This window comes from Peristeroidobacter soli (genome assembly GCF_004138485.1).
GTDB classification, from domain to species: Bacteria; Pseudomonadota; Gammaproteobacteria; order Steroidobacterales; family Steroidobacteraceae; genus Steroidobacter; species Steroidobacter soli.
Genome location: NZ_RYEV01000005.1, coordinates 582,526 through 605,527, shown reverse-complemented (window position 1 = coordinate 605,527; position 23,002 = coordinate 582,526). Strand labels below are relative to the sequence as shown.

12 protein-coding genes are annotated in these 23,002 nt (G+C 63.7%); all 12 read right to left on the bottom strand.

Annotation, left to right across the window (positions count from 1 at the left end; translation table 11 throughout):
• Positions 1–70: 70 nt before the first annotated feature.
• Positions 71–331 carry a hypothetical protein gene (locus tag EKO19_RS24140; RefSeq protein WP_129779358.1) on the bottom strand — a complete coding sequence of 87 codons (261 nt, stop codon included), beginning with the start codon at positions 329–331 and terminating at the stop codon, positions 71–73.
• Positions 332–494: 163 nt separating this feature from the next.
• The gene (locus EKO19_RS24135; RefSeq protein ID WP_129779356.1) at positions 495–2,123 is read right to left on the bottom strand and encodes a hypothetical protein; all 1,629 of its coding nucleotides are present in this window, start codon (positions 2,121–2,123) and stop codon (positions 495–497) included.
• 94 nt (positions 2,124–2,217) lie between these two features.
• Positions 2,218–3,030, bottom strand: coding sequence for a VPLPA-CTERM sorting domain-containing protein (locus tag EKO19_RS24130; RefSeq protein ID WP_129779354.1), 813 nt, complete (start codon positions 3,028–3,030; stop codon positions 2,218–2,220).
• 447 nt (positions 3,031–3,477) lie between these two features.
• Entirely contained in the window at positions 3,478–4,209 is a 732-nt protein-coding gene (locus tag EKO19_RS24125; protein ID WP_129779352.1) for a DsbC family protein, read from the bottom strand.
• A 5-nt stretch (positions 4,210–4,214) separates the two neighbouring features.
• Positions 4,215–6,638, bottom strand: coding sequence for a tetratricopeptide repeat protein (locus EKO19_RS24120; RefSeq protein WP_129779350.1), 2,424 nt, complete (start codon positions 6,636–6,638; stop codon positions 4,215–4,217).
• 11 nt (positions 6,639–6,649) lie between these two features.
• On the bottom strand, positions 6,650–7,294 hold the full coding sequence (locus EKO19_RS24115) for a hypothetical protein (RefSeq protein ID WP_129779348.1): 645 nt from the start codon (positions 7,292–7,294) through the stop codon (positions 6,650–6,652).
• 24 nt (positions 7,295–7,318) lie between these two features.
• Positions 7,319–8,986 (bottom strand): putative porin, encoded by a 1,668-nt coding sequence (locus tag EKO19_RS24110; RefSeq protein ID WP_157995414.1) that lies wholly within the window; start codon positions 8,984–8,986, stop codon positions 7,319–7,321.
• A 38-nt stretch (positions 8,987–9,024) separates the two neighbouring features.
• The gene (locus EKO19_RS24105; RefSeq protein WP_129779344.1) at positions 9,025–9,654 is read right to left on the bottom strand and encodes a TonB C-terminal domain-containing protein; all 630 of its coding nucleotides are present in this window, start codon (positions 9,652–9,654) and stop codon (positions 9,025–9,027) included.
• A gap of 13 nt (positions 9,655–9,667) precedes the next feature.
• Positions 9,668–10,075 (bottom strand): ExbD/TolR family protein, encoded by a 408-nt coding sequence (locus EKO19_RS24100; protein ID WP_129779342.1) that lies wholly within the window; start codon positions 10,073–10,075, stop codon positions 9,668–9,670.
• Positions 10,075–11,889 carry a DUF2341 domain-containing protein gene (locus EKO19_RS24095; RefSeq protein ID WP_129779340.1) on the bottom strand — a complete coding sequence of 605 codons (1,815 nt, stop codon included), beginning with the start codon at positions 11,887–11,889 and terminating at the stop codon, positions 10,075–10,077. The genes EKO19_RS24100 and EKO19_RS24095 overlap by 1 nt, the downstream gene beginning before the upstream one ends.
• Positions 11,890–12,048: 159 nt before the next feature.
• Entirely contained in the window at positions 12,049–12,642 is a 594-nt protein-coding gene (locus EKO19_RS24090) for a hypothetical protein (protein ID WP_129779338.1), read from the bottom strand.
• Positions 12,615–22,988 (bottom strand): filamentous haemagglutinin family protein, encoded by a 10,374-nt coding sequence (locus tag EKO19_RS24085; RefSeq protein WP_175597166.1) that lies wholly within the window; start codon positions 22,986–22,988, stop codon positions 12,615–12,617. The genes EKO19_RS24090 and EKO19_RS24085 overlap by 28 nt, the downstream gene beginning before the upstream one ends.
• Between the last annotated feature and the right edge of the window lie 14 nt (positions 22,989–23,002).

Sequence of the window (23,002 nt, the reverse complement as noted above, 5' to 3'; positions counted from 1 at the left end):
CCAATCCTGGTGGGGGCCGGAGTAAGCGATGTCCAACCGATCGGGATCGGGGGACACCGTGGGGACCGGCTCAGGTAGTGGAATCGACCGAGGTCTCGGCGATCCGGCAATGATTCAGGAACGTTCCCAATTTCAACAGCGCCTCGACCGCAGCCGCCGAGATGGCGCGATGCTCGTCGAGCATGATCCGCTGCGTGGCGTTGTCACAACCCAGCAGCGCGCCGATCAGCAGACTATGGTGCTGATTCAACTCCTGCATGGCGACGTTGGCGGCACGATGCAACTCGATGAGCCGCTGCTGGCTGCGGCCGCTGAGCAAAGATCGGTTCACGTCGGGCTCTTGTTGGATTTGGACGCGGGCATAACGTAACCAACGATCATTGCGACATCATTGCCGCGCGCTAAATAAAAAAGAGATGTCAAAAAAGAAGCGGCGCCACCGAAGTGGCGCCGCCTGCTTGCAGCTCAACTGTTCCGTCTGCAGCCGATCCGGATTACGGATAAGCCTGGTACGGAGGATTGCAGTTGTTGGCCTGGCCGCTCAACGTCTGACGAGTCTGGCTGTTGATCGGCGTAGCACGCACTTCGCCGCCAGTGATCGTGTGATCGTTGAACATCGTGTTGATGGCCACGGCATTGGCCGAAGAGGCCGTATCCAGAATGCCGGTGTCGGCTTCGCCAGTATCCGAAGCGCCAGGCAGCGTCAGCGCCGCCGAGGTGCGCCACGGACGGTTCAGCTCGGAGATCGCCGTCGGGTTGCCGATGGAGGCGTACAGCTTGTCCCACAGAGTCTGCGAGCCGCTGGCCGAGGTGCTCGGGAAGCGGTCGTTGAAAGTGTTCTCGGTGAAGAAGCTGTAACGGCCCTCGATCGTGGCCTTCAGGGTCGGCTCCGCGCCGTCCACCTTGATGTAACGGAAGCGGGTGTTCTGAGTCGTGCCCGGCTTGGACTCGGTGCTGGCGATGCCGATCGCCAGACGGCCCTGCGTGGTGTGATAGTCGATGCACTGGCGCACATCGCCCGAGCCCGCACCGGCGAACACGTAGTCGTTGCCATACGTGGTGCTGTTCCAGGTGCAGCCCGAGGTCTGGCAGCTGGCGGTGTCCGGAGCGACGAACAGAACGGTGGTGGACGGCGTCTTGCTGCAGCCCTGGTTCAGGAAGTGCAGCTTGAAGCTGGTCATCGTGCCCGAGGTATCGCCGCGACGGCAGATATAGATATCACCGCTGTCATCGAAGCCGCCGACCGAGCCGATGTGATCAGCCAGGTTCTGGCCGTTCAGGTTGATCTCGTTGGCATTCAGCACCGACGTGCCGTTGAACACCGCACGCAGCACCGAGCTCGGCAGCGACGGAATCGAGGCCAGGCTGCTGGTCGATTCGAGGTCGTTGTCCGTGATCGTGCCGTAGGCGCGCTGAAGAACGGTGAACAGCGGCACGCTGACGATCGGGTTGAACGTCACGGCGACCGACGTGCGCTTGCGGGTCAGCGCGGCGTCATGAGCAGCGGTCACGCCACCGGTGCCGACGAAGGTGGTCGGATCGACGTCCGAGATACCGGCCTGAGAAGTGCGGGCGGTGCGAACGACGGTCGACGCGGTGGTGCTGGTCGCGCCGCAATCACGGGTGTTGAAATGGCCCGTGCCGGTCGGCAGCGTCAAGCCGGAGCTGGTGGTGACCGTCGCGCAAGCGGTCGGGAGGGTCGCGGCGGACAGGTCGATGAACTGCAGCTGCGGGGTGCCCGGCAGGTTCGCCGGCTGCACGATGCCGTTGGCCGAACCACCCGCCGACTCCTTCAGGAGCGCGAGCTTGGTCGTGCCGGAAACGATGCCAGTGCCGCTGAAAGCAGCCGTGCAGGTCAGCGCGCGCTGAGACGGCGTGCCCGAGCTGGTGGAGCGGTAGTAGTAGATGTCGAGCGTGTCGGGCACGCAGACGCGGACGTTCGGGTCGTCGAGCTTGAACAGATTTTCGAGCGCGCCGTCGGTCGCGGTGGCGCCGCTGACGTACAGCGTCACCAGCGTGCCGTTGGCAGCGGCGGCCTGGATGTCGGCCGGGGACGTTGCGAGGGCGTTGGCGCCAGCCAGCGCCAAGGCGCCGGCGACAGCAACCTTGAGGGAAGTTTTCATCACGATTCTCCGTGGATCGATGTGGACAGAGAGAAGAGAGAGGATTCGGAGGGGAGCGCCGCGGCTGCGGTCGCTCCCCGATTCGACAGATCGATCAGGCAGCGACGCGACGGCGGCTAACCGCGCCCAGGCCACCGAGGGCCGAGAGCAGCAACCAGGCAGCAGCCGGCAGCGGGACCGGAGCGGCAGCGACGGAGTAGTTCAGCACGCCCGTGGCGGCATCGAACGACCACACGCCTGCATACTGCGTCTGGATGGTCGGGTTGTTACCCTGGTTACGACCACCGTTCTGGGCGTACAGGTACATCGCCAACGTGGCATCGGCATCGCTCGCGTCCGCCGTCCAGTCGAAGCCGGCGATACCGAAGTTGCCGAGCACGGCGCGGGTGTCGCGCGTGCCAGCGAGCGTGTTGCGATCGAGCGGGCTGTCGTCTTCGTTGGCGCCGTTGTACGAGTTGTCGACCAGCGCGGCCGCCGTGATGATGTTGGTGTTGATCAGGTTGGTCACGGAGCCGTTGGCCACGGTGCTCAGCAAGCGGGTCGAACCAGCGGTGTTCTGGCTGCCGTTATCGCCAGCAACCACGCCCCACTGCATCTGCGACAGATCGGCTCCGGCATACGTTGCCGGGTTGATCGTCCAGCTGAGCGACAGACCCGCCTGATTGGTCTCGTCGAACGTGAACTCGGACAGATCCAGACCCAGGTAGTAGCTCACCGAGAGGATGGTGTCGCCCGTGTTGAACAGATGGAACACCACGCCGCCATCGGTGTCCGTATTGGTGGTGAAACCCGCCGGAGCCGTGGCGGAGTTGCCGTAGCCCGCCGGCACCGTCACGTCGGCGAGTGCCGCGGTCGAGGCCGCCAGCAGCGTGCTCGCCGCAACAATCTGCTTCAAAGAAAATTTCATGAGATAAGTCCCCTAGCCTAGTGAGAAATGGATCTTGCGATCCGCCTGAAAACAACACGCGCCCTTGCAGTCCCTGGCATGCCCTACGCACGCCGCCAAAGCGCGCCACCCGATTCAAAGACGGCTTCCTGCCTGCCTCGCCTGCGTTGAGGCGGATCGACCTCGTGTTCTTTCGATACTGGAAATCTAACGATGCGCCATGTCTCGCCTTTGAACGCCGCTTTAACGTTTTGCGACTTCAGCCACGTTCATCGACCCTGGTGTGTGACACACGTGCTTGACCGCACGTCGCGCACCACGCCTGAGCAATCTAGGAATTGTTTGTTACTGCGTAGTGAACAATTTGTATAACGCGCGCATCGCGTATGACAAACGCGGCAGGATGGAGAACAAACGTATGACACACGCGTCGCGAGCGTAAAGACTCCCGACGCGCGCCGGCATTTACTACCGTTTGTTGGTCGCGGCGATCTTTGTTTCTAATTTATCGAGCGCGATCGCGCCGGGGACGCGCGAGCCGTCCGGAAAGAACAGGGTCGGCGTGGAGTTGATGCGCAGCTTCTCGCCCAGCGCCACCAGGTTCGCGACCGGCGTGTCCTTGCAATTCGCCGCCTCGGGCGGTGCTTTCTTGTTCAACATCCAGTTGCTCCACGCCGCCGCGCGGTCGCTCGCGCACCAGATGTCGCGTGCCGCATCCGAGGCGCCCGGATGCAAGCCTTCCAGCGGGTACAGGAAGATATAAACGGTCACGTCGTCGAGGCTCTCCAGCGTTCTCTCGAGCTCCTGACAGAACGGACAGAACGGATCCTCGAAGATCGCGAACTTGCGCCGCCCCTGCCCCTTGACCAGTTTGATGGCCTGCTCGAACGGCAGCGCATTGAAGTCCACTTTGTTGAGCTCGTTCCAGCGCGTCTGCGTCAGGTTCTCGCGCGTCTTCACATCCATGATCTGGCCGAGCACCAGATGGTCGCCCCTGGCGTCGGAATAAACGATCTCGCTCGGGGTGACGATTTCGTACAGGCCGGGCAACACCGACGGCCCGACGCGCTCGACCTTGATGTCGGGAAAGCGCTCCGCCAGCGTTTTCCGCAGTGTCGTGGCCACATCGTCGGCCGCGGGCAGCACAGCCGAATACATCGCGCCCAGCACTGTGAGCGCGATCGGAAAAATCTTGTTCATGATCTTCAACCGGATTGTTTGAGCTGATCGAGCGTGGCGCGCGCCTCGTCGATACCGAAGAACGGCTTGCCGTGGTCGAGCGCGGCTTGCAGGCTTTCCCGCGCGCCGGCCTTGTCGCCCGCTCGCAGCTGCGCCATGCCGAGGTGATAGCGAACCGTCGCGGACTCCTTGCTGTTGGACGCAGCGTCACGCAGCAGGTTCACCGCGCCCTGGAAATCGCCGTTCTTGTACTTGGCCCAGCCGCGAATCTCGAGCGCGGCCGGATCGTTGGAATTCGCCAGACTCTCCGCCAGCTGGGTCGCGCGCTGCACGCTGGTGCGGTCTTCGCGATAGTTCAACAACAGCATCGCCAGGTTTCTGTTGGCGAGCGACGACTTGGGCTCGCGGCTCACCCATTGCTCATAAACTTTGATCGCGTCATCGGGCTTGCCGGCACGCTCATATAGCGCCGCAAGATCGATGGACAGAGCGCCTGCCTTGGTGCGCTCGATACCGCGCTGGAACGCAGCGACCGCCGCGTCGTTCTGTTTCTGTGACAACTGCGCCAACGCCAGCCCCCGATACGGCATCCACCACTCCGGGGCATGCTCGATCGCCGTTTCGAACGCGCCGATCGCTGCATCCGGCTGGCGTTCGGCGATGAGCAGCTCGCCGCGCAGATTGTGTGCCACGGCGTTGTTCGGTGTGCGCTCGATGGCGGTCGCGAGGCGTGCGAGTGCTCGCTTGTTGTCTTTCGCGACTGCATCCAGACGCACCAGCGCGGTCAGCGGCTCGTTGACTTGCGGTTGCAGTTCCAACGCCTTTTCATAGTTCTGGCGCGCGAGCTCGGCATTCTTCTGCGTTTCCGCCACCAGACCCGCGTAATACCAGCCCATCGCTGCCTTGGGTCGCAACTGCTGGGCCTTCTCCGCTGTTTGCTGAGCGGCAGCGAAATCCCTGGTCGCCAGTTGCGCCTTGAACTGCGCGTCCAGAATCTCCGGATCGTCGCTCAGTCCTTGCATGCCGGCGACCGGATCCAGGATGAGTCGCGCCTGGTCCGCCTTGCCTTGTTGCAACAGCAGCTGAGCCAGCGCCTTGCGCGTCGGCGCCTCGCTCGGATTGCTTTGCAGGGCGCTGCGCAATGTTTCTTCCGCGAGCGCGACTTCATTGTTCTTCAGATGGGCCTGCGCCAGCGCCCGCATTACCGGCGTCGAATTCGGCTGGTCGCGCAACACGGCGCGCAGATCGGTGATGGCCGTGCTGGTATCGCCTTTTTGTAATGCGAGGTTAGCACGCAGAGCCAGTGCATCGTTGTCACGCGGATTCTCTTCGAGCACCTGATTGATCAAGGACTGGGCACGTTCGATGTCATTGCGCTTCAGGTACAGCGAGGCCAGGCGAGTGCGCGCATTCAATCCCTGCGCATCCTTGTCGTCGGCCTTCGACACCTCCTGATACAGCTTTTCGGCTTCGTCGGCCTTGCCCTGCTTTTCCAGATAGCCGCCGATGGCCAGCTTCAGCTCGGCATCCTTGGGGTCCTTGGCCATCATGGCCTGCATCTCCTGCAAGCCCGCCTCCTCGCCCCGCTGCGACCAGAGCAGATCGATCAGCGCGAGCCTGGGCGCGATATCGCTGCCCTTGCGCTCGCTCTTGCCGTCGGCCACCGCGGCAATGGCGTCGCGCCAGGTAGCCTCGGCCTTCGGCAGATCCTTGCGGGACAGATAGAACCGCGCCAGACGGGCGTGGTGCGAGAAACTCTTCGGCTCCAGTGTCACGACTTGCTTGAGCTGCTGCTCCACGGCGGCATAGTTCTCACGGCTCGCTTCCAGATCGGCCAGCACGATGCGCAGCTCGACATTCTTCGGCAGCTGTTCGAGCCCGCGATTGATCACTTCGATGGCCTTGTCCAGACGAGCGCTCTGCTTGTACAGCGACGCCAGCAGCGAGATGGTGAACTCATCGTTGGGCGCGACCTTGATGGCGGTCTCGGCATCTTCAAGCGCCGCGGGGATGAGTCCCCGCTGTGCCTGCACGGCGCCGCGCACGGTCAACAGCGCGGCGTTCTGCGGATCGTCTTTGAGGCCGGCCTCGACCAGCTCCAGGCTCTTGTCGGGCATGCCACCGAACAGCAGCAACCGGGCCAGCGCCGCGCGTGCCGGACTGAACTTCGGATTCACGTCGAGCACGGCCTGGTAGTTACCCGCCGCTTCACGAATCTCGGCCTTTTTCTCCGCCACGCGACCGGCGAGATAACGCGCCTCGACGTAGTTCGGATCGATCTGCAACGCGTTGCGTGCTTCGATACGAGCCTTGTCGTAATTCGCTGCGGCGAAATATTTCTCGCCGCGCTCCAGATAACCGACCTTGCGCGCTTCGCCATTGCTGCAGGCTGCGGATGCGACGACCGTGGCAACGATCGCCGTCCATCGGACCAGGCGTGAAATCGTCATGGCAACCTCTCTCAATTCGCCGGAGCCACCGCGGTCTTGTCCTTGACCCGCAGCTCGTCGACCCGATAGCGGTAATCGTCGATCAGATTTTCCAGGCGGGTGCGGCTGATCCTGGTGAACGGCTCCTTGTCGGTCAGCGAGCTCCACACGCCACGGTCTTCGACTTTGCGCAGAATCTCATCGGTCAGCAGATACATGCCGGCGTTGCGATCGACGCAGGTCTTGAGGTCGCGCTGCTGAGTCGAGGTCTCCGCGCGCAACTTGTCGCGCTCGGTTTCGACCGTCTTCAGCGTCTCGCCAGTCTCGCGATACCGGGTCACGAGTTCCTGCATCTGCGAGCGATTGCGAGTCAACGCGTCGTTGAGCTCCTGCGCGGCCGCCGATTCCTTGGCCGTTGCTCCGGCTGCAACCTTCTTCGCACGCTGCTCCGAAGCGGACAACGCCGCAGCGGCACTGGCCAGCTGCGCCTTCAGGTTGTCCACATCCGTCTTGAGCTTGGTGTTCTCGGCCTGCATCGCGGCCTTCTCCGCCGTGAGCTGCTGAAGCTGCTGCATGACGCGAGCATTGTCGTTGCCGCTGCGCTGTACCTGCGCCATGGCGCCGGATGCCAGCAGCAAGCTCAAAGCGCCCAGCGTCAGTCGTGACAGAACGGTCATGATCGGTCTCTCCTAACGCAAGTCCTAGAACGAACCGTTGATGTCGAGCATCGCGGTGTCCACGTTCACCGGCACCGCGTCGATGGACTTGGTGCTGATGTAACGCAACGACAGCGCGGCTCGATTTCGGAACCACCAGTCGGCGCGCAACACATAACCCTTGGCGTCGGTGCCGCCGAGATTGAAGTCGGAGTCCGTGAACGCGTCGACCACCGCGTCGCGCTCGAGATGTTTGTAAGCGACGTACGCACGCCAGTCGCCGCGGCTGCCGGTGCGAGCCGTACCGAAACCGATCTCGCCCTGATAGCCCGTGCTACGCTCCCGGCCATCCGTCGTGCGATCCACCGCTGCGATCGCCAGCACCTGGCTCTCGTCATAACCGAGGTTGCGCACGTAGTCGCCGGTCACGAACAACTTGTAACTTCCCATCGGCACTTCGAGCATCGCGGTGGCATTCGCCAGGTGATACTCGGTGGCCAGCGCAAAGAGATAAGTGGACGTGTTGTTGTCGTTGCGGATGTCGAACAGCGTGTTGCCCTTCTGCATGAACTTGGGCGCGGTGTAATCGAACACCCGGCTGTCGAGCACCGGATTACGGATGCCGGTGATGTTCTCGAAGTAGTAATAAGCCGCGGCGAACTTGAAGCGCGCACGATCCGCCCACGACCAATCCACGCCCAGCTGTCCGGCGTACAGCCACTTGTCATCGGTGCTCAGCTCGATTTCCTGAAGCGGGAACGCGCCCGCGGTGATGAATGCATAGCTGGGCTCGGCGCCTGCGCCGCCGAAGCCGAGTCGCCACGTGCCGGCGACGCCGTCGAAGTTCAGATCGGCATCCCATACCAGATCGGTGGACACGAACGGGTTCGGATTGCGACCGCCATACACCGTCATCCATGGCAGCTCCGAATGAGCGCCGGCGTCGAAGCGCAGATAAGCCTGATCGACCGCGATGTCGAAGCGGCTGCCGTACTGACCGAGCGTTTGATTGGTCGACACCGGATCGCCGGGATTGCCCGTGGCCAGACGCACGACGGCGGTGATGCCATCGCTGACCTGAGCCTTCAGCCCGGCGCGCAAGCGAACGCGCGTGCGGACCCGCTCGGTGGTGATATTTCGATAGATGCTGCTCAGGTCATTGACCGCGATGCCGCCGGCCTCATTGATGGCCTGGTAGTCGAGCACACAGAAATCCGGCCCCAGCCCGCAGTCCGACGGCACGGTCGGCATTTCCTGGTCATAGCGCTCCTCACGCAGCCGGATGTCGCCAAACAGCTGCATGCCACTGACCCAGTCCGGCAGCGCGCCCGGCACGCCCCACTTCTCTTCCTTGGCCTGGGCGAGCACTTCCTTGGTGACTTCCGGCTTCAACTCGGCGCGCACTTGTTTGCTGATTTCATCGCGCACGATCTGCGGGACGTAAGTGACGCGCACGGCATCTTTCTCCGCCGCGTCGACGTCGGCCTTCGCCTTGGCATCGGTCTCAGCCTTCGACTGCGCGTCGGCGACCATCTGCTCCGCCTGCTCGCGCGTGATCACGCCGCGCTTCACCAGGCCGTCCAGCAGATTGATGACGGTGTTACGCAGCTCCTGCAGCGATTGCGTTTCGCTGGTCTGCGCGGACGCGGTGCTGTGAGCGGCGCACGCCAGGATGGCGGCGATCGTCACGCTCAATCGGGTTCGGTTCGACATTCCCATTCTCTTGTAATGCCAATTCGCAAATATGTTTGTCAGCGCGAGGTGACCCGCACCGTCGCCAGCGCCGGCACTTCCACCGGCCGGCCCTGACCGATGTTGCAGCCCTTGCGGTTACGGATCGCCGTATCGATCGCGGTGTTACCCGAGCTGCCGACCAGGTCGAGCACGTGCATGGTGCCGTCCTTGTCGACCTGCACTTTCACGTCGACCTTGTAACTGCCGCGCCGGACCGCTTCGTCTTCAGAGAAGCAGCCTTCCAGACTCTTCGCGACCAGATCGGTGTACCAGCGAAACGGCGCCGTGCCCGTGCCGACCAGATCGCGACCGCCCTTGCGAGCGGCGAGACCGAAGCCGTCGCCGCCGGCGCTACCCTCGGCATCCACGCCCAGACTCTCGGCAGGCGCAGCTTCTTCAGGGGCCTGGTCCGGCTCCTGCTGTTCGAGCGGCTCCTCGATCTTCTCTTCCGGTGGCGGCGGCGGCGGCGGCGGTTGATCCTCGGGCGGTCGCACGATCTTCACCACCTGCGCCACCTGACGCTGCGGCCCCTCTGGCTTCTGCGCCATCAGGTTCATCACGAACTTGATCAGCAGCACACCGACCACGAGCACAATGACCGTGCCGGCGGCGAGCGGCACGTAGCGTTGCCAGCGGTGTTTGTTCACAACACGCCTTCCGCTACTTGACCAGTCGCTGCGTCACGAGGCCGAGTTGGGTGATCTCCAGCCGTCCCACCAGGTCGAGCACGTCGACCACCTTCTGATACTGAATCGTGGAGTCGGCTTTGATGATCACCGGCAGCTCCGGATCCTGGGCCTTATACTGACGCAGCAGATTCTCGAGCTCCGGCAGCGTGACTGGATACGTGTCGAGATAGACCGTGCCGTCGGCGGTGATGGAAATCGCCTTGGTTTTAGGCTTCGCCAGCGCCGGCGTCTCGCTCGCCTTGGGCAGGTTCACCTTGATGCCCTGAACCGACGCGGTGGTCATGATGATGAAGATCACCAGCAGCACATACGCGAGATCGAGCATCGGGGTGATGTTGATCTCGTCGTATACGTCTTTCTCTTCGGCTGATGCAGACATTAGCTGTAGTGCTCCGCGACTCGCGTAACGAACTCGTCGACGAACACGCGCATGTCGGCGTTCACTTCCTTGATCTGCGTGTTCAACCAGTTGTAGCCGAACAAGGCCGGGATCGCGACGCCGAGGCCGGCGACGGTCGCGGCCAGCGCTGCGGCGATACCAGGTGCGATCGCGTTGACGTTAACGTCGCCGCTGGCCGCGATGGCCGCGAACGTGATCATCACGCCGACGACCGTGCCGAGCAGACCCAGGAACGGACCGCCGGCGATGGCGATGGAGAGCAACACCATCTGCGACTGTAGTTTCTGTGTCATGCGCACCATGGTGGCGTCCATGGTGGCGCGGATCGCTTCGATCGACTGCGGCGTGAGCGTCGTCGCCGCGCGGGCGCCCGCCGACTTCAAGCCGACGCGTCCGACCATCTGCTGCACGCCGTGGTGATACAGACGATACAGAGTGGAGAACTTGAACTTCGCTTCGCCCTTCTCGCCGAAGTGCGGCATGAACGGCGATTCATCCAGCGCGGCATCGCCCGCCTCGTCCTTGCTCTCTTCGTGATCCAGCGCAGTCGGATCGCCGTGCATGGCCTGATATTCCTTCAGGAACGCGGCGTTCTGTTTCTTGATCTTGGACAGGTACAGCGCCTTGGCGATCATGACCAGCAACGCGATCACGAACATGATGGCCAGAATGATGATGACCACCCAGCCGTCGACGGTGACGTTCTGCATCGTCACCTTGAAATAGGAAACATCGCCGCCTTCTTTCTGTGCGTCGGCGCCGTACACCACCAGCGGCGATTCCTGGCCTTGTGCCTTCGCCGAGGCCGCGATCCATTCCGGTGCACGCGCACTGTTGGCGACCTGCACTTCGTCGACTTCACCGACCAGGCCGCTGTTGCCCGCGGTGCTGTTGCCGATGTTCAACGTACCAGCGACCTCGACCGGCTGCGCAGCCACGTTCGCTGCTTCCTTGCCGTCGACGAACAGAATCAATTTGCCGCCGCCCACCGTCGCGGCGACGTGATGCCAGGCACCGGTCGCGATCTGCTCCGGGCTCAGCGCCTCGACCTCTCCACTCGCGCCGGTCAGCGCGGAATAAACCTGCGCGCCACGAATGCCGATGACCCAACGCTTGCCCTGATCATCCAGGCCGACCACTTGAGCATTGCCTTGCGGCTGGTCGATGCGCACCCAGGCGGACAGCGTGCCGCCCTTGGCGGGAATCAGGCGCAGCGACGCAGTCGACGGCTTGCTGATGACCGAGCTGCCCGCGAACTTCGCGCCGCCCCCGATCAAGGAAGCCGGTGTCATTTCAGCAGTCGACGAGGCCGCGTCGTTGTCGTTGGCCGTGCTGTCGGCGAGCGCCGCGTCGTCCGGACCGAAGTGATAAACCGCCGCCTGCGTGGCGTCGTAGGTATCGGCAGCCGGCGGCGCCGTCGTGGCCTTCTGATTGCCGTAGTAGAGATAGATCTTTTCGGCGTTGCTGGCGCCGGCGATGCGCGGCACGCGTACCCAGATGAACGCCATCTGATTGGTGGGATCGTAACGCTCGATGTGGAATTTCAGCGGCGTCTTGTCATCGCCCGCCACCACGCGCATGTCGCTGCCGTCGGGCTGCGTGTCGCCGAAATAGCCGAAGTTGCCGAGGTGCAGGCGAATCAGCACCGGCACATCCACCGGCGTCGCCGCGATGTCGGCGGCCGCGGGGGTCGAATCAAAGGTGATTTCCTTGCGGAAATTCCACTCGTCATTCCACCAGGCGTGACTCGCCATCGGCAGACAACAGAACAGCACTGCAAGTAACTTGCGCACGGGATTGGGCGTCTCGGCTTGGTCTAAACGACGATGTATTTAGTGATGTGCGCTTCGCAGCCAGCGAACCGCGGCCGGAATTATTTCGATCCGACGTGATGATTTCGTGACAAATACACTATGAATTTCGGGCGTCATGCACCTGTATGACACTCGCAATCATTCGCTCGCCGCTGTTTGCTCGGTGAGCTCACGAATGACTTCGTTGGCACGCGACGCCACGCCGGTGTTGGCATCCGACGTCGCCAGCTGCACGATCGAGAGAACGGCGTCCTTCGCGCCTTCCTGCTCGGCAAGGGCGCGCAATGAATTGAGCGCGCGAACGCGATTGCGCACGACGGAGTCGGAAGTCACGACTGTTTGCAGTGCCTGTAACGCCTCGGGTGTGGCCGAGCTCAGCTGGTCGATGGCCGCCGCCCGCTCCTGTGGTGCCTCGGCGCGAATCGCCTGCTGACTCACTTCGCTCAGACGCACACGCTCCTGCTGTCGCTCGGTGTCTTCCGGGCTCGCCACCGGCTCGCCGGAAACATTTCTGCTGACGGGCTTCGACACGACCGACGGTGGCGGCGCGAACGCGACGGCAGCCGCGTGCTCGACTGTCTGGGAGTTTTCCCCGAACAACGCGGCGACCGGATCGCGTGGATCCGTCAACGCAGAGTACCCCAGCAACCCGAGGTAGGCGCACACGAACAACAGCGCGTGCGCCCGATAGAGTCGCCCCATGATCACATCGTCGACTGGCGCTTCAAGCATTCCACATCGTCGCCCTTACAGCCCTCTTCGCCCAGCCCGATCACGAATACATCCAGCCACGACAGCGCGGCCTGTGACATCGGCGCGCTGGACTGTTCGCGAGAGCCGGTATCGTCGACCGCGGTCGCCGCCGAGTTGCTGGCGCTGCTCGCCGCCGATGCGACACCCGCGAGGCTCGCACCCAAACCGCCGGTATCGACTGGCACGCCGACCGCGATGCCGCTGACTGAGATGTTGTCGGCACCGAGCACGGCGGTTGCCGCGATCGTGAGATTGCCCGCCACGATGCCCGCATCGCCTGCGTTGACGACGCCCCGAGGCGCCGCGAGCACCACATCCCCCGGCTTGTGATCGGCCGTGGTGGCACGCGTTTGGATGCCGCTGCCCGACAGCGCGGCGTCGTAAGTAACGTGCGCGCGTCCGTCGAGGTCGTAGGCGACCGCAAACGTCGGTGCCGAGATAGCCGTTTTCGCGCCTCGGCCGGCATCGACGTCGCCGTTCGAGGACCACACCACGATGTCGCTGTCGTTGATCGCGAAGATGCGCGACTCGTTCACCAGCACGTCGCCGTCGGTGACGATGCCGATGTCGCCGCCACGGCGAGTCACCAGGCCCAGCTCGCTGGAATCCTTGGTGATACGGAATCTTTCCAGCGTCGCGGCGGACAGGCCAGCATTCACGCCGCCACCCGGCGTCAGCAAATTGATATCGCCGCCGTCGAGCGTATAGATGCGGCTGAAGTAGAGACTGATATCGCCGCTGTAGGGATTGTCTTCGGTATCCGTGCTGCCAGGGAACAACGTCTCGAGCGCCGCGAAGCCGCGCGAATAGTCATCCTTCATCTCTACCGACGCGGCTTCTTCGGCCGACTCACGCACTTCCGAGAGCAGCACGCGATACAGGAACGCGCGCTGTTGCTTGGAATTCAGAGCCGTGAACGCAGCGCGAGCCTCGGTCGCATTGGCGGGACGATCGCCGGTCAGCGTCTCGATGTAGGCCGTGAGCGCGGCGATGTAGTCATCACTCTGTGCCACGTAGTCTTCGGCGAACGCTGCATAGTCCGGGCTTTCGCCATTCAAGCCGGCAAGTGCCGTGATGCTGGCACCTCCCTCCGGCAGCGCGAGATTCACTTCGTTGCCGCGAGTGATCACACCCTGTGAGGTCGCCAGATCGATGTCGCCACCGGCGATGAGAAACAGCTGGCCGGGGCCGTCGACCCTGATGCCCGCGTTATTGGGCGCCAGTCCGCCCGAGGCGCTCGACGTCGTGTAGCGGATGTCGCCGCCCGCAGTAATGGCGCTCACGTCGGCAGCCACCAGGTTCTGGATGACCACATCCAGATCGACGATGTCGCCGCCGGCCTGAATGTCGACCGGCGCGCCGAAATAGCCGGAGCCCTTGACGTCGCCGTTGGCGGAAACGATGCGCGAGGAGAGCAGCGTGCCCGCCTCCGCGGCCCGCTGCCTCACCGGCGTCTGCGCGTTGAAGATCTGTTTGATGTTGCCATTCCATTGAGTCAGCGCCGTGTACAGGTCGGAGCCGAATCGATCGAACGCACCGCTGGCCGCCGGCCGGTCCTGGTCGGGCAATGCGTCGACATCGACATCGGACACGATGACGTCGAAATCCACATCCCGATAGGCATGCACGCTCAGAGCGCCGTTCTCGTTCGGCAACAGCGTGCCCGTCACTCTCGCGCCGCCCCGCAGAGCGAGCATGTCGACGGTACCTGGCAACAGCGTGAATGCCAGCTCGCTCTGGTTGGCGTTGTTGCCGCTCCACGCGTAGTAGTCGTTGATCGCGCCTTTATCGGGAACCAGCGATACGTCGCCTGCCGTGGACTCGACCGTCAACGAGCTCTGCGCCGAGTAGGTGGAGAACATGCTATCCGTCGATGCCAGCGATCCTTGTGTGGTTCCCTGCGGCAACAGAGTCGGCGTCGCCACGCCGCCGAGACTCACATCCTGCCGCGCGGCGACCTTGGCCTGGGTATCGCCGAGCAGCAGCATCGGCCCGAAGCTGGTCTGCTGGCTCTTGCCCACCTCACCACCCGCCTGCAACTCGATCTGGCCGCGGCCGGAGTAGTGAGTGCCGCCGAGCACGTCGCCACCCGATGCGACCCTGACATTGCCGCCACCGATCACTTCGAGATCGTTGGCCGCGGCGGTCTTGTCGTTGGTGGGATTGGTTCGCTGCCGGCCGATCGTGGTGCTCGCCACGGACAAGTCGCGAACGTCGTTGCCCGCGGTCACGCTGACATCGCCGCCGGCGAGCGCGCCGATCCCCTGGTGGAATTTCGCGAAGTTGACGGTCCAGGCGGTGGAGCGGCTCGGATTGCCGGTGGTTTCCGAATCCTTGCCGATGCGCCACAGCCATTCGGTGAGCAGCTGACGGGTCGGCGCACCGATCACGTCGCGCCCCGCGGTGAGCGTGATGTCGCCGCCGTTGGCCGGATAGTAGAACCCGCCGAGCTGATTGCCCTGGCCTCGCACGGTGCCGTAGATCATTCCGTTGCTGGCTTCGCCCGCGGTATAAATCATCGCCGCGTCGTTGCTCAACACGATGTCCGAAGCCGCAGCCACGTCGATGCTGCCGGTGCCGGTGCGCACGACGGTGTAGCCAGCTTCCGAAGAACTGTCGACGCCGTTGATGAGAACGCTGCCGACAGCATTCGACGCTTGCGTCGCCATGACATTGGCGCTGGCGGTATCCGCGCCGGCGACCAGGTTGTAGGACCAGCTGTCGCCGAAGTTCGGGTCGAGGTCGAGCGTGAAGTCGTTCTGGTCGCTGAAGCCGTCGCTGAGCGACTCGTTGAAAGTGAGATTGCCCGCGGCGCGTAGCGTGAGCACGCCGGACTTCGGAGCCCCGCCCGAAGCGTCGGCGAAGCGCCACGCGGCCATGTTCCAATCCGCGTTCAAGGACAGGCTGCCGTCGCTGGCGCCGGATTGAATTTCGATGCCGGTGAGGACGTCGAGCCCGGTCAGGCTCGGATTGCTCAGGGCCGTCGCGATCTCATCGGTGCGCGCGGCAAAGGCAACAGCGGCGTCATAAATGGCATTCCCAGCCATGGCGACAGTGTCGTTGCCATCGAGGATGCCGTCGGCATCGACATGCACCGCGAAGCCCTCGACACTCACGTCGGCCGTTCTGCTCCAGTCGCCGCCAAGATGCACGGCGTCGTTGGCAGTATCGGCATCGATGACAGTCAGCAACGACGACTGCGGCAGACGAATGGAAACATCGCCGTCCCCGCTCGAGCCTTGCTTGGCGCCCGAGGCAACCGTGGCGATTACCGCGCCGTTGGTCACATTCAGGCCGCCGTTGGTCACATTCAGATCGATGCGACCGTTACGCTCCGTAGTGCCGGTCGCGCGCGCATCGAGCGTGCCACTGATCGTCATGCCATTGCGGGCCGACAGATTGATGCGACCACCGTCGTCGTCGTGAGCAACGATGCCGCCGGCGACCACGACGCTGCCCTGATCGGCCGTCATCGACACCGACGTGCCGCGCACAGTGGCACCACTTGCCACCGTCAGATCACCAGCGCCGCGCTGACGGAAACTCAAATCGCCCGCGAAGCCGCTGCTGGCGAGCTGTTGTGTCAGCGCGCTGAAATCACCGAGTTGCTGCGCATCGCCGCTGAAGCTGCCAGCGGAGCCCGCGCCCTCCGCGCTGCCATCGAGCGTGCCAGCCAGTTGCAGATTGCCATTGGCGGCCGTCAGCTCGATGCTGCCGGCGTTCGCGCCGCCGTTCGCGGAAACATCGATGCTCGAACCTGCGGCCAGCGCCAGATTGCCGCTGACGGTTTCCAGATTCACCTTGCCACCGTGGCTGTAAGCCACCTGGTCGCCCAGTTGCGTGCTTCGACCGCTGACATCGATCGCCGCATTACCGCTCAGCGTGATGCCGCCTTGGGTGGCGTCGGTCGCGTTCAACGTCACCAGACCCGAGGGCAACTCGATCCGGGTGGCCAATTCGATCGCATTGGCATTCAACGTGAACGAGCCGCCAAGATCGTTGACCGCGGCGAGCGCCTGCGTCGAAGCGCTGTTCGAGAGCGTGGCCGTACCACCGGCGGTGATCGACAGATCCACGCCCGACCGGGTTGTAATACGCTGCGCGCCGAGCTGCAGACCGCCGCCAACGATACTGACCGTCGTCGTTTGCTCGGCGCGCACTTCGCGAGCAGCCAACAGCGCGACCGAATCGAAGCCGGACAGCTCGAGCGCGCCGTCGTCGAAAATCACATTGTTCGCAGTGAGATGGAATTGACCGCCGGCGACGGAATCGACTGGATCGATCAGCGCCCCGCCGCCACGGAAAGCGACGTCGCCACTCGCGGCAATCGACACTGCTCCATCGTCATAACCTCGGATCGCCCGAGCGCTCAGACTCAGATTGGTGAGTGCGAGTGAGACGTTGCCGTACCAGTCGATGGTGCTGCGACTGTTCAGGCTCAATGTACCCGCGTCGAGTTGCGACAACTGCGCCGCATCCAGCACCCAGCCGCTGACCGAGGGATCCACGTTGCCCAGGCTGATCACGTTACCCGTCATGGACACTTCGCCGCCGACCGCCGACAACGCACCGGCGAGCTGCGCATCGCCCGCGGATTCCAGGCTGATGGAGCCGGATGTAGCGGTCAGCGTCGAGCCATCAGCGAGGACCACGCGACCATTGTTGGTGGAGTTGGTGCGTGCGACGTTCGCCGCTTCGCCCGTAGCCACGCGCACAAAGGCGCCGTCGCCACTCAAGTGGATATCCTGCGAGCGCACTTCCACACCGGTCGCGGTGACGCTCGCATTCTGCTGGACCGTGACTGTATCGGTCGCGACCAGCATCACTTCCGGCGCCTGCAGCGCTGCGCCTGCCGCGATCGATACATTCGAGGACCTGGTATCGATATCCAGTCCCTGCCCGTCTTCCTGGCGCACGCCGCCCAACAGAATCGACTCGGCACCGAGCGCATTCAAATCCGCTGCGTCCAGAACGAGCGCGCCACCGGCGTTACCGGCATTGCCGGCGTCGGCGACCACTTGAATGGCACTGCTCGCGATATCCAGAGCCGCGCCGCGGCCGCCCTGAGCGACGTCGGCCTGCAATGTTCCTTGGAGGATCAGCGACTCAGTGGCGGTAATCGCCACGGTGCCGGCGTCCTTCGGCAGACGCTGAGTGAGCAGCTCACCGTCCGGCGGGGCGAAAAACTCGTTGGCGTTGGCCAGCGTGTACCTGGCTTTGTTCTGAACCTGCGTGCCTTTGAGGACCGCGAATCCCGAGGTGCGCGCGCCGTCGCGCAGACCGCTGCCGGTGTAGGTGTAATAACCGGAAACGACGTTGCTGCCGTCGGCCAGGCTGTACGACTCAGCCGCGGTGATATCTCCATACCCAGAGACCGGCCGCACCAGATACGCGCCCGGCAAGAGTGCGTACTTGGCCGGCAGCACGATGTATTCACCAGCCGGCAGATCCTTCGTGCCTGAGAGATAAACACTCTTGCCGCCCTCGAACTCCGCCACGGTGTAGATGGTCTCGTCATAGGCCGCGGCCGCCAGACTGTTCGCCGGCAGAATGGCGAAGTTGCCAGCGGTGTTGTCCTTGCCCAAAACATCCTGCTTGCCGGTGGTTCCGGAATTGAATTCGGTGGCGAGCAAATTGCCACCGCCGCTCACGTCCAGTACCGCGCCCTCCTCCAGAGCGACGTTGTCGCCGTTGAGCTCGATGCGCTGAGTGGAGATCTGCCGGCCGTTCGCGCCGTAGACGATTTTGTCGCCGCCCAGCACATACACCCAGTTGAGACCGCCTTCGGTCTCGCCGTACAGCACGTCCAAGCCCGCGCCGCTGGTGGATGTCACGCTGCCATCGGCGAGCGTGATACTCGGCGAATCGATCGTGATGGTGCCGAAGGGTGCCCGTACCGTGCCCGATTGCACGACATTGGGCGCCGACAGCGTCAATGCGCCGCCCGCGGACAGCGCATCGCCCGCGACGCCGTTCTGTTCGATACGCAATGTTCCATCGGTGCCACCGACGCCGGCGGCCACCGTGAACTCGGACATCGTCGTCGGATACACCTGAGCTGCGCTCAAAGTGAGATCGCCTGCGGTGCGCAGCGAACCTTGCAGCACCTTCAATCCCTGATCGCCGAGCGGATCGATCAGCACGCCGGTCAGCCGCAAGTCTCCGCTGGATCGAAGAGTGGTCGAGGCAAAGCCTTGCAGAACGCTGCTGCCGATAACGTCGATCTGCCCGGCGTCGACGCGCAACGTTCCAGTACCCGCCAGCGTCGGCGGCTGATACTGAACGTTGTTCAGATCGATTTTCGAGTTGCCCAAGGCCACTCGCGGCGCACTCAACACCGCGTTGCCACCGTCCGACGCGATGATCGCGGCATTCAGCACCGCGCTACGAGCGAGCGCGAGAGAAACATCGCCATCGAACTCGATGCGTCCCGTGTGCACCACATTCGGCGACAGGCCGCCTTCGTTCACCCACACCGTCGTGGCATCGAGCTCGAGCGCATCGAAACCGCCCTCGGCAATCTGATCCGCCGCCACCACGGCCCGACCCTGGTAGCCCACCAGCGTCGAGTCGCCAAAACTGATGTCGAGCGGGCGTTGGGTGATTTCGATGGTGCGGTCACCGCCCGGGAACAGCGGCAGGTTGGCGGGAAAGGCACGCGACAGTCCTGGATCGTTACGCAGCGACATGTCCAGCGCGATGCGCAGCGTGCCGGCCGCGAGCCTGCCCGGCTCTCCCGATTCGCCCCGGATGTCGCCGCCGATCACAATGGCTTCGGCAGCTTCGATGTCCAGCCGGCCACCGGCCGACGCGACTTGCCGGACCTGATAATGCCCTTGTTTGTCCGACTTCACGGACAGCGCCGCCGACGTGCCGGAAACATCGATGAGCGAGCCGGAGGAAGTGATCACGTGACCACGATCGGCATCGATGGCGATGGTGCCGCCATTGCGGACTTCGCCGATGACGCGCCCTTGGCTGTCCACCTCCGTGACCGCCGCGCCACGCGCCAGCAACTGTGCGTTGTTGCCGAGCCAGATGCCCTGGTCGGCGAAATACGGATTGGCGCTGGTCGGCTCGATCGCCAGGCCGCCACTCAAGCCCAGCTTGATGGTGCCGGCCGCCGCGGAAACCGTGCCATCGATGAGCAAGCGACTGGTCGAGCTCAGATCGATGGTCGCACCGACTTCTCCTTCGATGCGTGCGCCGGTGCGGATGATCAGATCGGGAGCATCGGCGAAAGTTATATCCGTGTATCTGCCGTCCGAGCCCGGCCGCGTGGGCTCGGCCCACAGCTTCAGATCCACCGCCTGGCGCTCGATGTCCTCGAGCAACCTTGTCGTTGCGATACGATCGATCGACGTGCCGGTCGCGAAACGGCTCAAATCGCCGGACAGCGGCACGAGCCAGTTCTGTTGACGCAATGTCACGGTCGTGTCCGCGGCGACTTCGATGCCGCCGCGGTTGCTCAGGATGGAATAGCCGCTGAAGCCGCCCGATGCAAAGAACTCCGGCCTGAGCCACAACGTCCCCGCGGAGGTTTGTTCACAGCCGGTGACCGTCGCCGCGATGCATGCTCCGGCCGTCGTCAACGACAGACTGCCGCCGTTCTCGAATCCATAGCCGCGCAGCTCGCCATCCAGGGTCAGAGAGGTGACCGCACCATTCGAGGCCAGCGACTGGGTGTTGGTCAATTCAATCGACCCCGCCTCGCCGGCGATCAGCTTGCCATCGCCGGTGAGCTGCGCGCCGCCCGACACGTCGATGACGCTGCCGGTCTCCAACGCGAGCGAGCTGCGTTGTGCTTGCAACTGTACACTGCCGCCATCGATGGACATTGGCGCCATGCCGACGCTGCCACCATTGGCGTTGGCGGCATCGTTGACCCACGTGCCGCTGGTATCCAGCCGGGCACCGCTTCTCACCACCAGCCCATCGTCCAGCTCAGGCGTGGTGAAAGTGGGTCGCGCCGTGAGCGCGATCTGGCCACCGTGACTCGTCACCGAGCCGCCGACGTCAATGGCGCCGGCCGTTACGTTCATCGCGCCGCCGGACGACAGAGTCACATTCGCATCCGGGGCAATCGTGACAGCGCCATTGGCCCGCAAGGTCAGGTTGCCGACACGGTCGGCACCGAACAAGTCGCTCCTCAGCACCACCGTGCTGCCAATATCGCCGAGCGAATCGGTGAGTGGATCGAAGTCCGCCGCCAGCGCCGAGAACGCACCGTTCGCAATTGTCACATCGCCGACCGCGAAGTCGGCTTGGTCGCCACTGGCGGAGGTCTTGCCGAGAATGAGCGTGCCGCTGAGCGCGAGCTCATCGTACGGCCGGTACAACGCCGAAGCGTTGACGGTACCGCTCAGCTCGCGCTGATAGCGTCCCGCCACTGTTTCCGCCCGGATCGCACCATCCAGCACCGTCTGGCTACCGATGATCTGCACGGTGCCGGCATCTTTGCCTTCGACATAGCCTTGCTCGTAACGGCCCTGCGTGCCACCGGTGAAATAGGTGCGCGTCACGCCCCAACGCCGGTCGAACACGGTATGAGTGCCGCTGTTGGTCACGCCGACATAGCTGCGATCGGCGATCGCCCTGGAGATGTCGTAGACCTTGCCGTCGGCGCCGATCACGTTGGACGTGTTGATGTGGCCGCCGGCGAAATTGATCGAGCCGCCGGAGATGTCGATGGTGGAGCCGCGCTCGAGAATCGCATCGCCTCGGGACAGCAGATTGACGGTGCCGCCGGTCAGGCTGCGCTCCTGAACATTTCTTTGGATGCCGCCTACCCAGCCGCCGAGATCGCCCACGGGGCTGCCGACCCAGGTCGAGCCGTCCGCACGCGTGCCGGTCTGACGGATGTCGATATAAACGGTTTCGCCGCGCAATGCGCCGTCTCGCTGCAGCTCGCTGTCGGCCAGTTCGTCGCCGCGCAGCTCGACCCTGAGCACGTTGCTCTCCATGGTCTTGTCGATGTGCGCGCCGGACACATCGATCAACGCGCCAGCGGCAATGAACAGTCTCGATCCGTCGGATGAGGAACTGGTTTCGTCGGCCAGCTCGTGCACCTTGGCCAAGGAAACATCGGTGAGGCTGCTGCAATCGGCACATGCAGCCAGGGTCACATCGCCATGGGGCGTGATGATGCTCGCATTGTCCTGCATGACGATCTGACGGCCGATGCCCACGACCCGCGACACGGGCTGCGGATTGCTGTCCACAGTGGTCGCAGTGCTGTTGTCGAGCCCCACTTCCGTGACGCTGTTGCTGCCCAGAACCAACGTGCCGCCAGTGCGAGCGGTCAGCGTGACCGATGTGCCCGCTGCGGCCTGCACGAAGCCGTCCTCGCGCGCCACCAAGCGGATCGAGCCGCCCTCGTTCACCGACGTGGTCGCGGTGAGCCGTCCCAACTGATTGACCGCCGCGCCAGCCAACGTGATGTTGCCGCGCTCGGCGATGATCTGGCCGACCAGCTGTGTTTTATCAGTAACGCCCGAATTGGCTTCGACGCCGTTGACCACGGTACCGCCGGTGCCGACTTCCACCCAGATGCCGCGCAGATTGTTGTCCGCGCTGCTCGCCAGATAGACCGAATCGCCGGCGGCGAGCACGGTCTGCCCGTCCGGAGTGGCAATCTTGCCGTAGTTGTAAACGTTCGGCGCGAACATGAATACCTGACCGCCGTCCCTGGTGGTAATGGTGGCGCCCTGCCCGACCGTCACATCGCCGCTGGTCAATGCGTTGCCGCCCGCATCCCGGTACAACTGGAACGCTGCCTCGTTGCGCTGCCCGGCCGCGAGCAGATTGGTGCTGCCATCGGCATTGAGCGCCAGGCTGGAAATATCCAGCGAGCTGGCGATCAGGCCGGCGACGTTCACCACTGCGCCGTTGCCGAACATGATGCCGTTCTGATTGAGCAGATAGATGCGGCCGTTGGCGGACAGGTTGCCCATGATCTGCGACGCACCGTTCTGATAGATGCGGTTGAGCGCCACCGAATTGCTGTCGGGCTGGACGAAAGTGACGCTGGCGCCACGCTCGATATCGAAACTGCGCCAATGCAGGACCGCATTGGCGGCGTTTTGATTGATGGTCATCGAGTTGCCGGCGATGGCAATGCCCGACACGCCTTGCAAGGCGTTGTTGATGACGCTGTTGCTGTTGCCGCAAGTCGCACCGGAGACACAGATCACCGGCAGCGGGTCGGCATGCACCGTCGATACAAACAAACTGGCCGTGGCGGACAGCGACACTCCACGCAGCACGGCGCGCACCGCCTGAGTCAGCACACGAACCCTCGTTCCCTGCGTCACCGAGTCAACCATGCCCATCTCCAGAA

Bases quoted from the DNA above. Each gene is read 5' to 3' on its own strand.
- EKO19_RS24135 (WP_129779356.1), bottom strand. From the start codon at position 2,123: ATGAAAACTTCCCTCAAGGTTGCTGTCGCCGGCGCCTTGGCGCTGGCT.
- EKO19_RS24130 (WP_129779354.1), bottom strand. From the start codon at position 3,030: ATGAAATTTTCTTTGAAGCAGATTGTTGCGGCGAGCACGCTGCTGGCG.
- EKO19_RS24125 (WP_129779352.1), bottom strand. From the start codon at position 4,209: ATGAACAAGATTTTTCCGATCGCGCTCACAGTGCTGGGCGCGATGTAT.
- EKO19_RS24120 (WP_129779350.1), bottom strand. From the start codon at position 6,638: ATGACGATTTCACGCCTGGTCCGATGGACGGCGATCGTTGCCACGGTC.
- EKO19_RS24115 (WP_129779348.1), bottom strand. From the start codon at position 7,294: ATGACCGTTCTGTCACGACTGACGCTGGGCGCTTTGAGCTTGCTGCTG.
- EKO19_RS24110 (WP_157995414.1), bottom strand. From the start codon at position 8,986: ATGTCGAACCGAACCCGATTGAGCGTGACGATCGCCGCCATCCTGGCG.
- EKO19_RS24100 (WP_129779342.1), bottom strand. From the start codon at position 10,075: ATGTCTGCATCAGCCGAAGAGAAAGACGTATACGACGAGATCAACATC.
- EKO19_RS24090 (WP_129779338.1), bottom strand. From the start codon at position 12,642: ATGCTTGAAGCGCCAGTCGACGATGTGATCATGGGGCGACTCTATCGG.
- EKO19_RS24085 (WP_175597166.1), bottom strand. From the start codon at position 22,988: ATGGTTGACTCGGTGACGCAGGGAACGAGGGTTCGTGTGCTGACTCAG.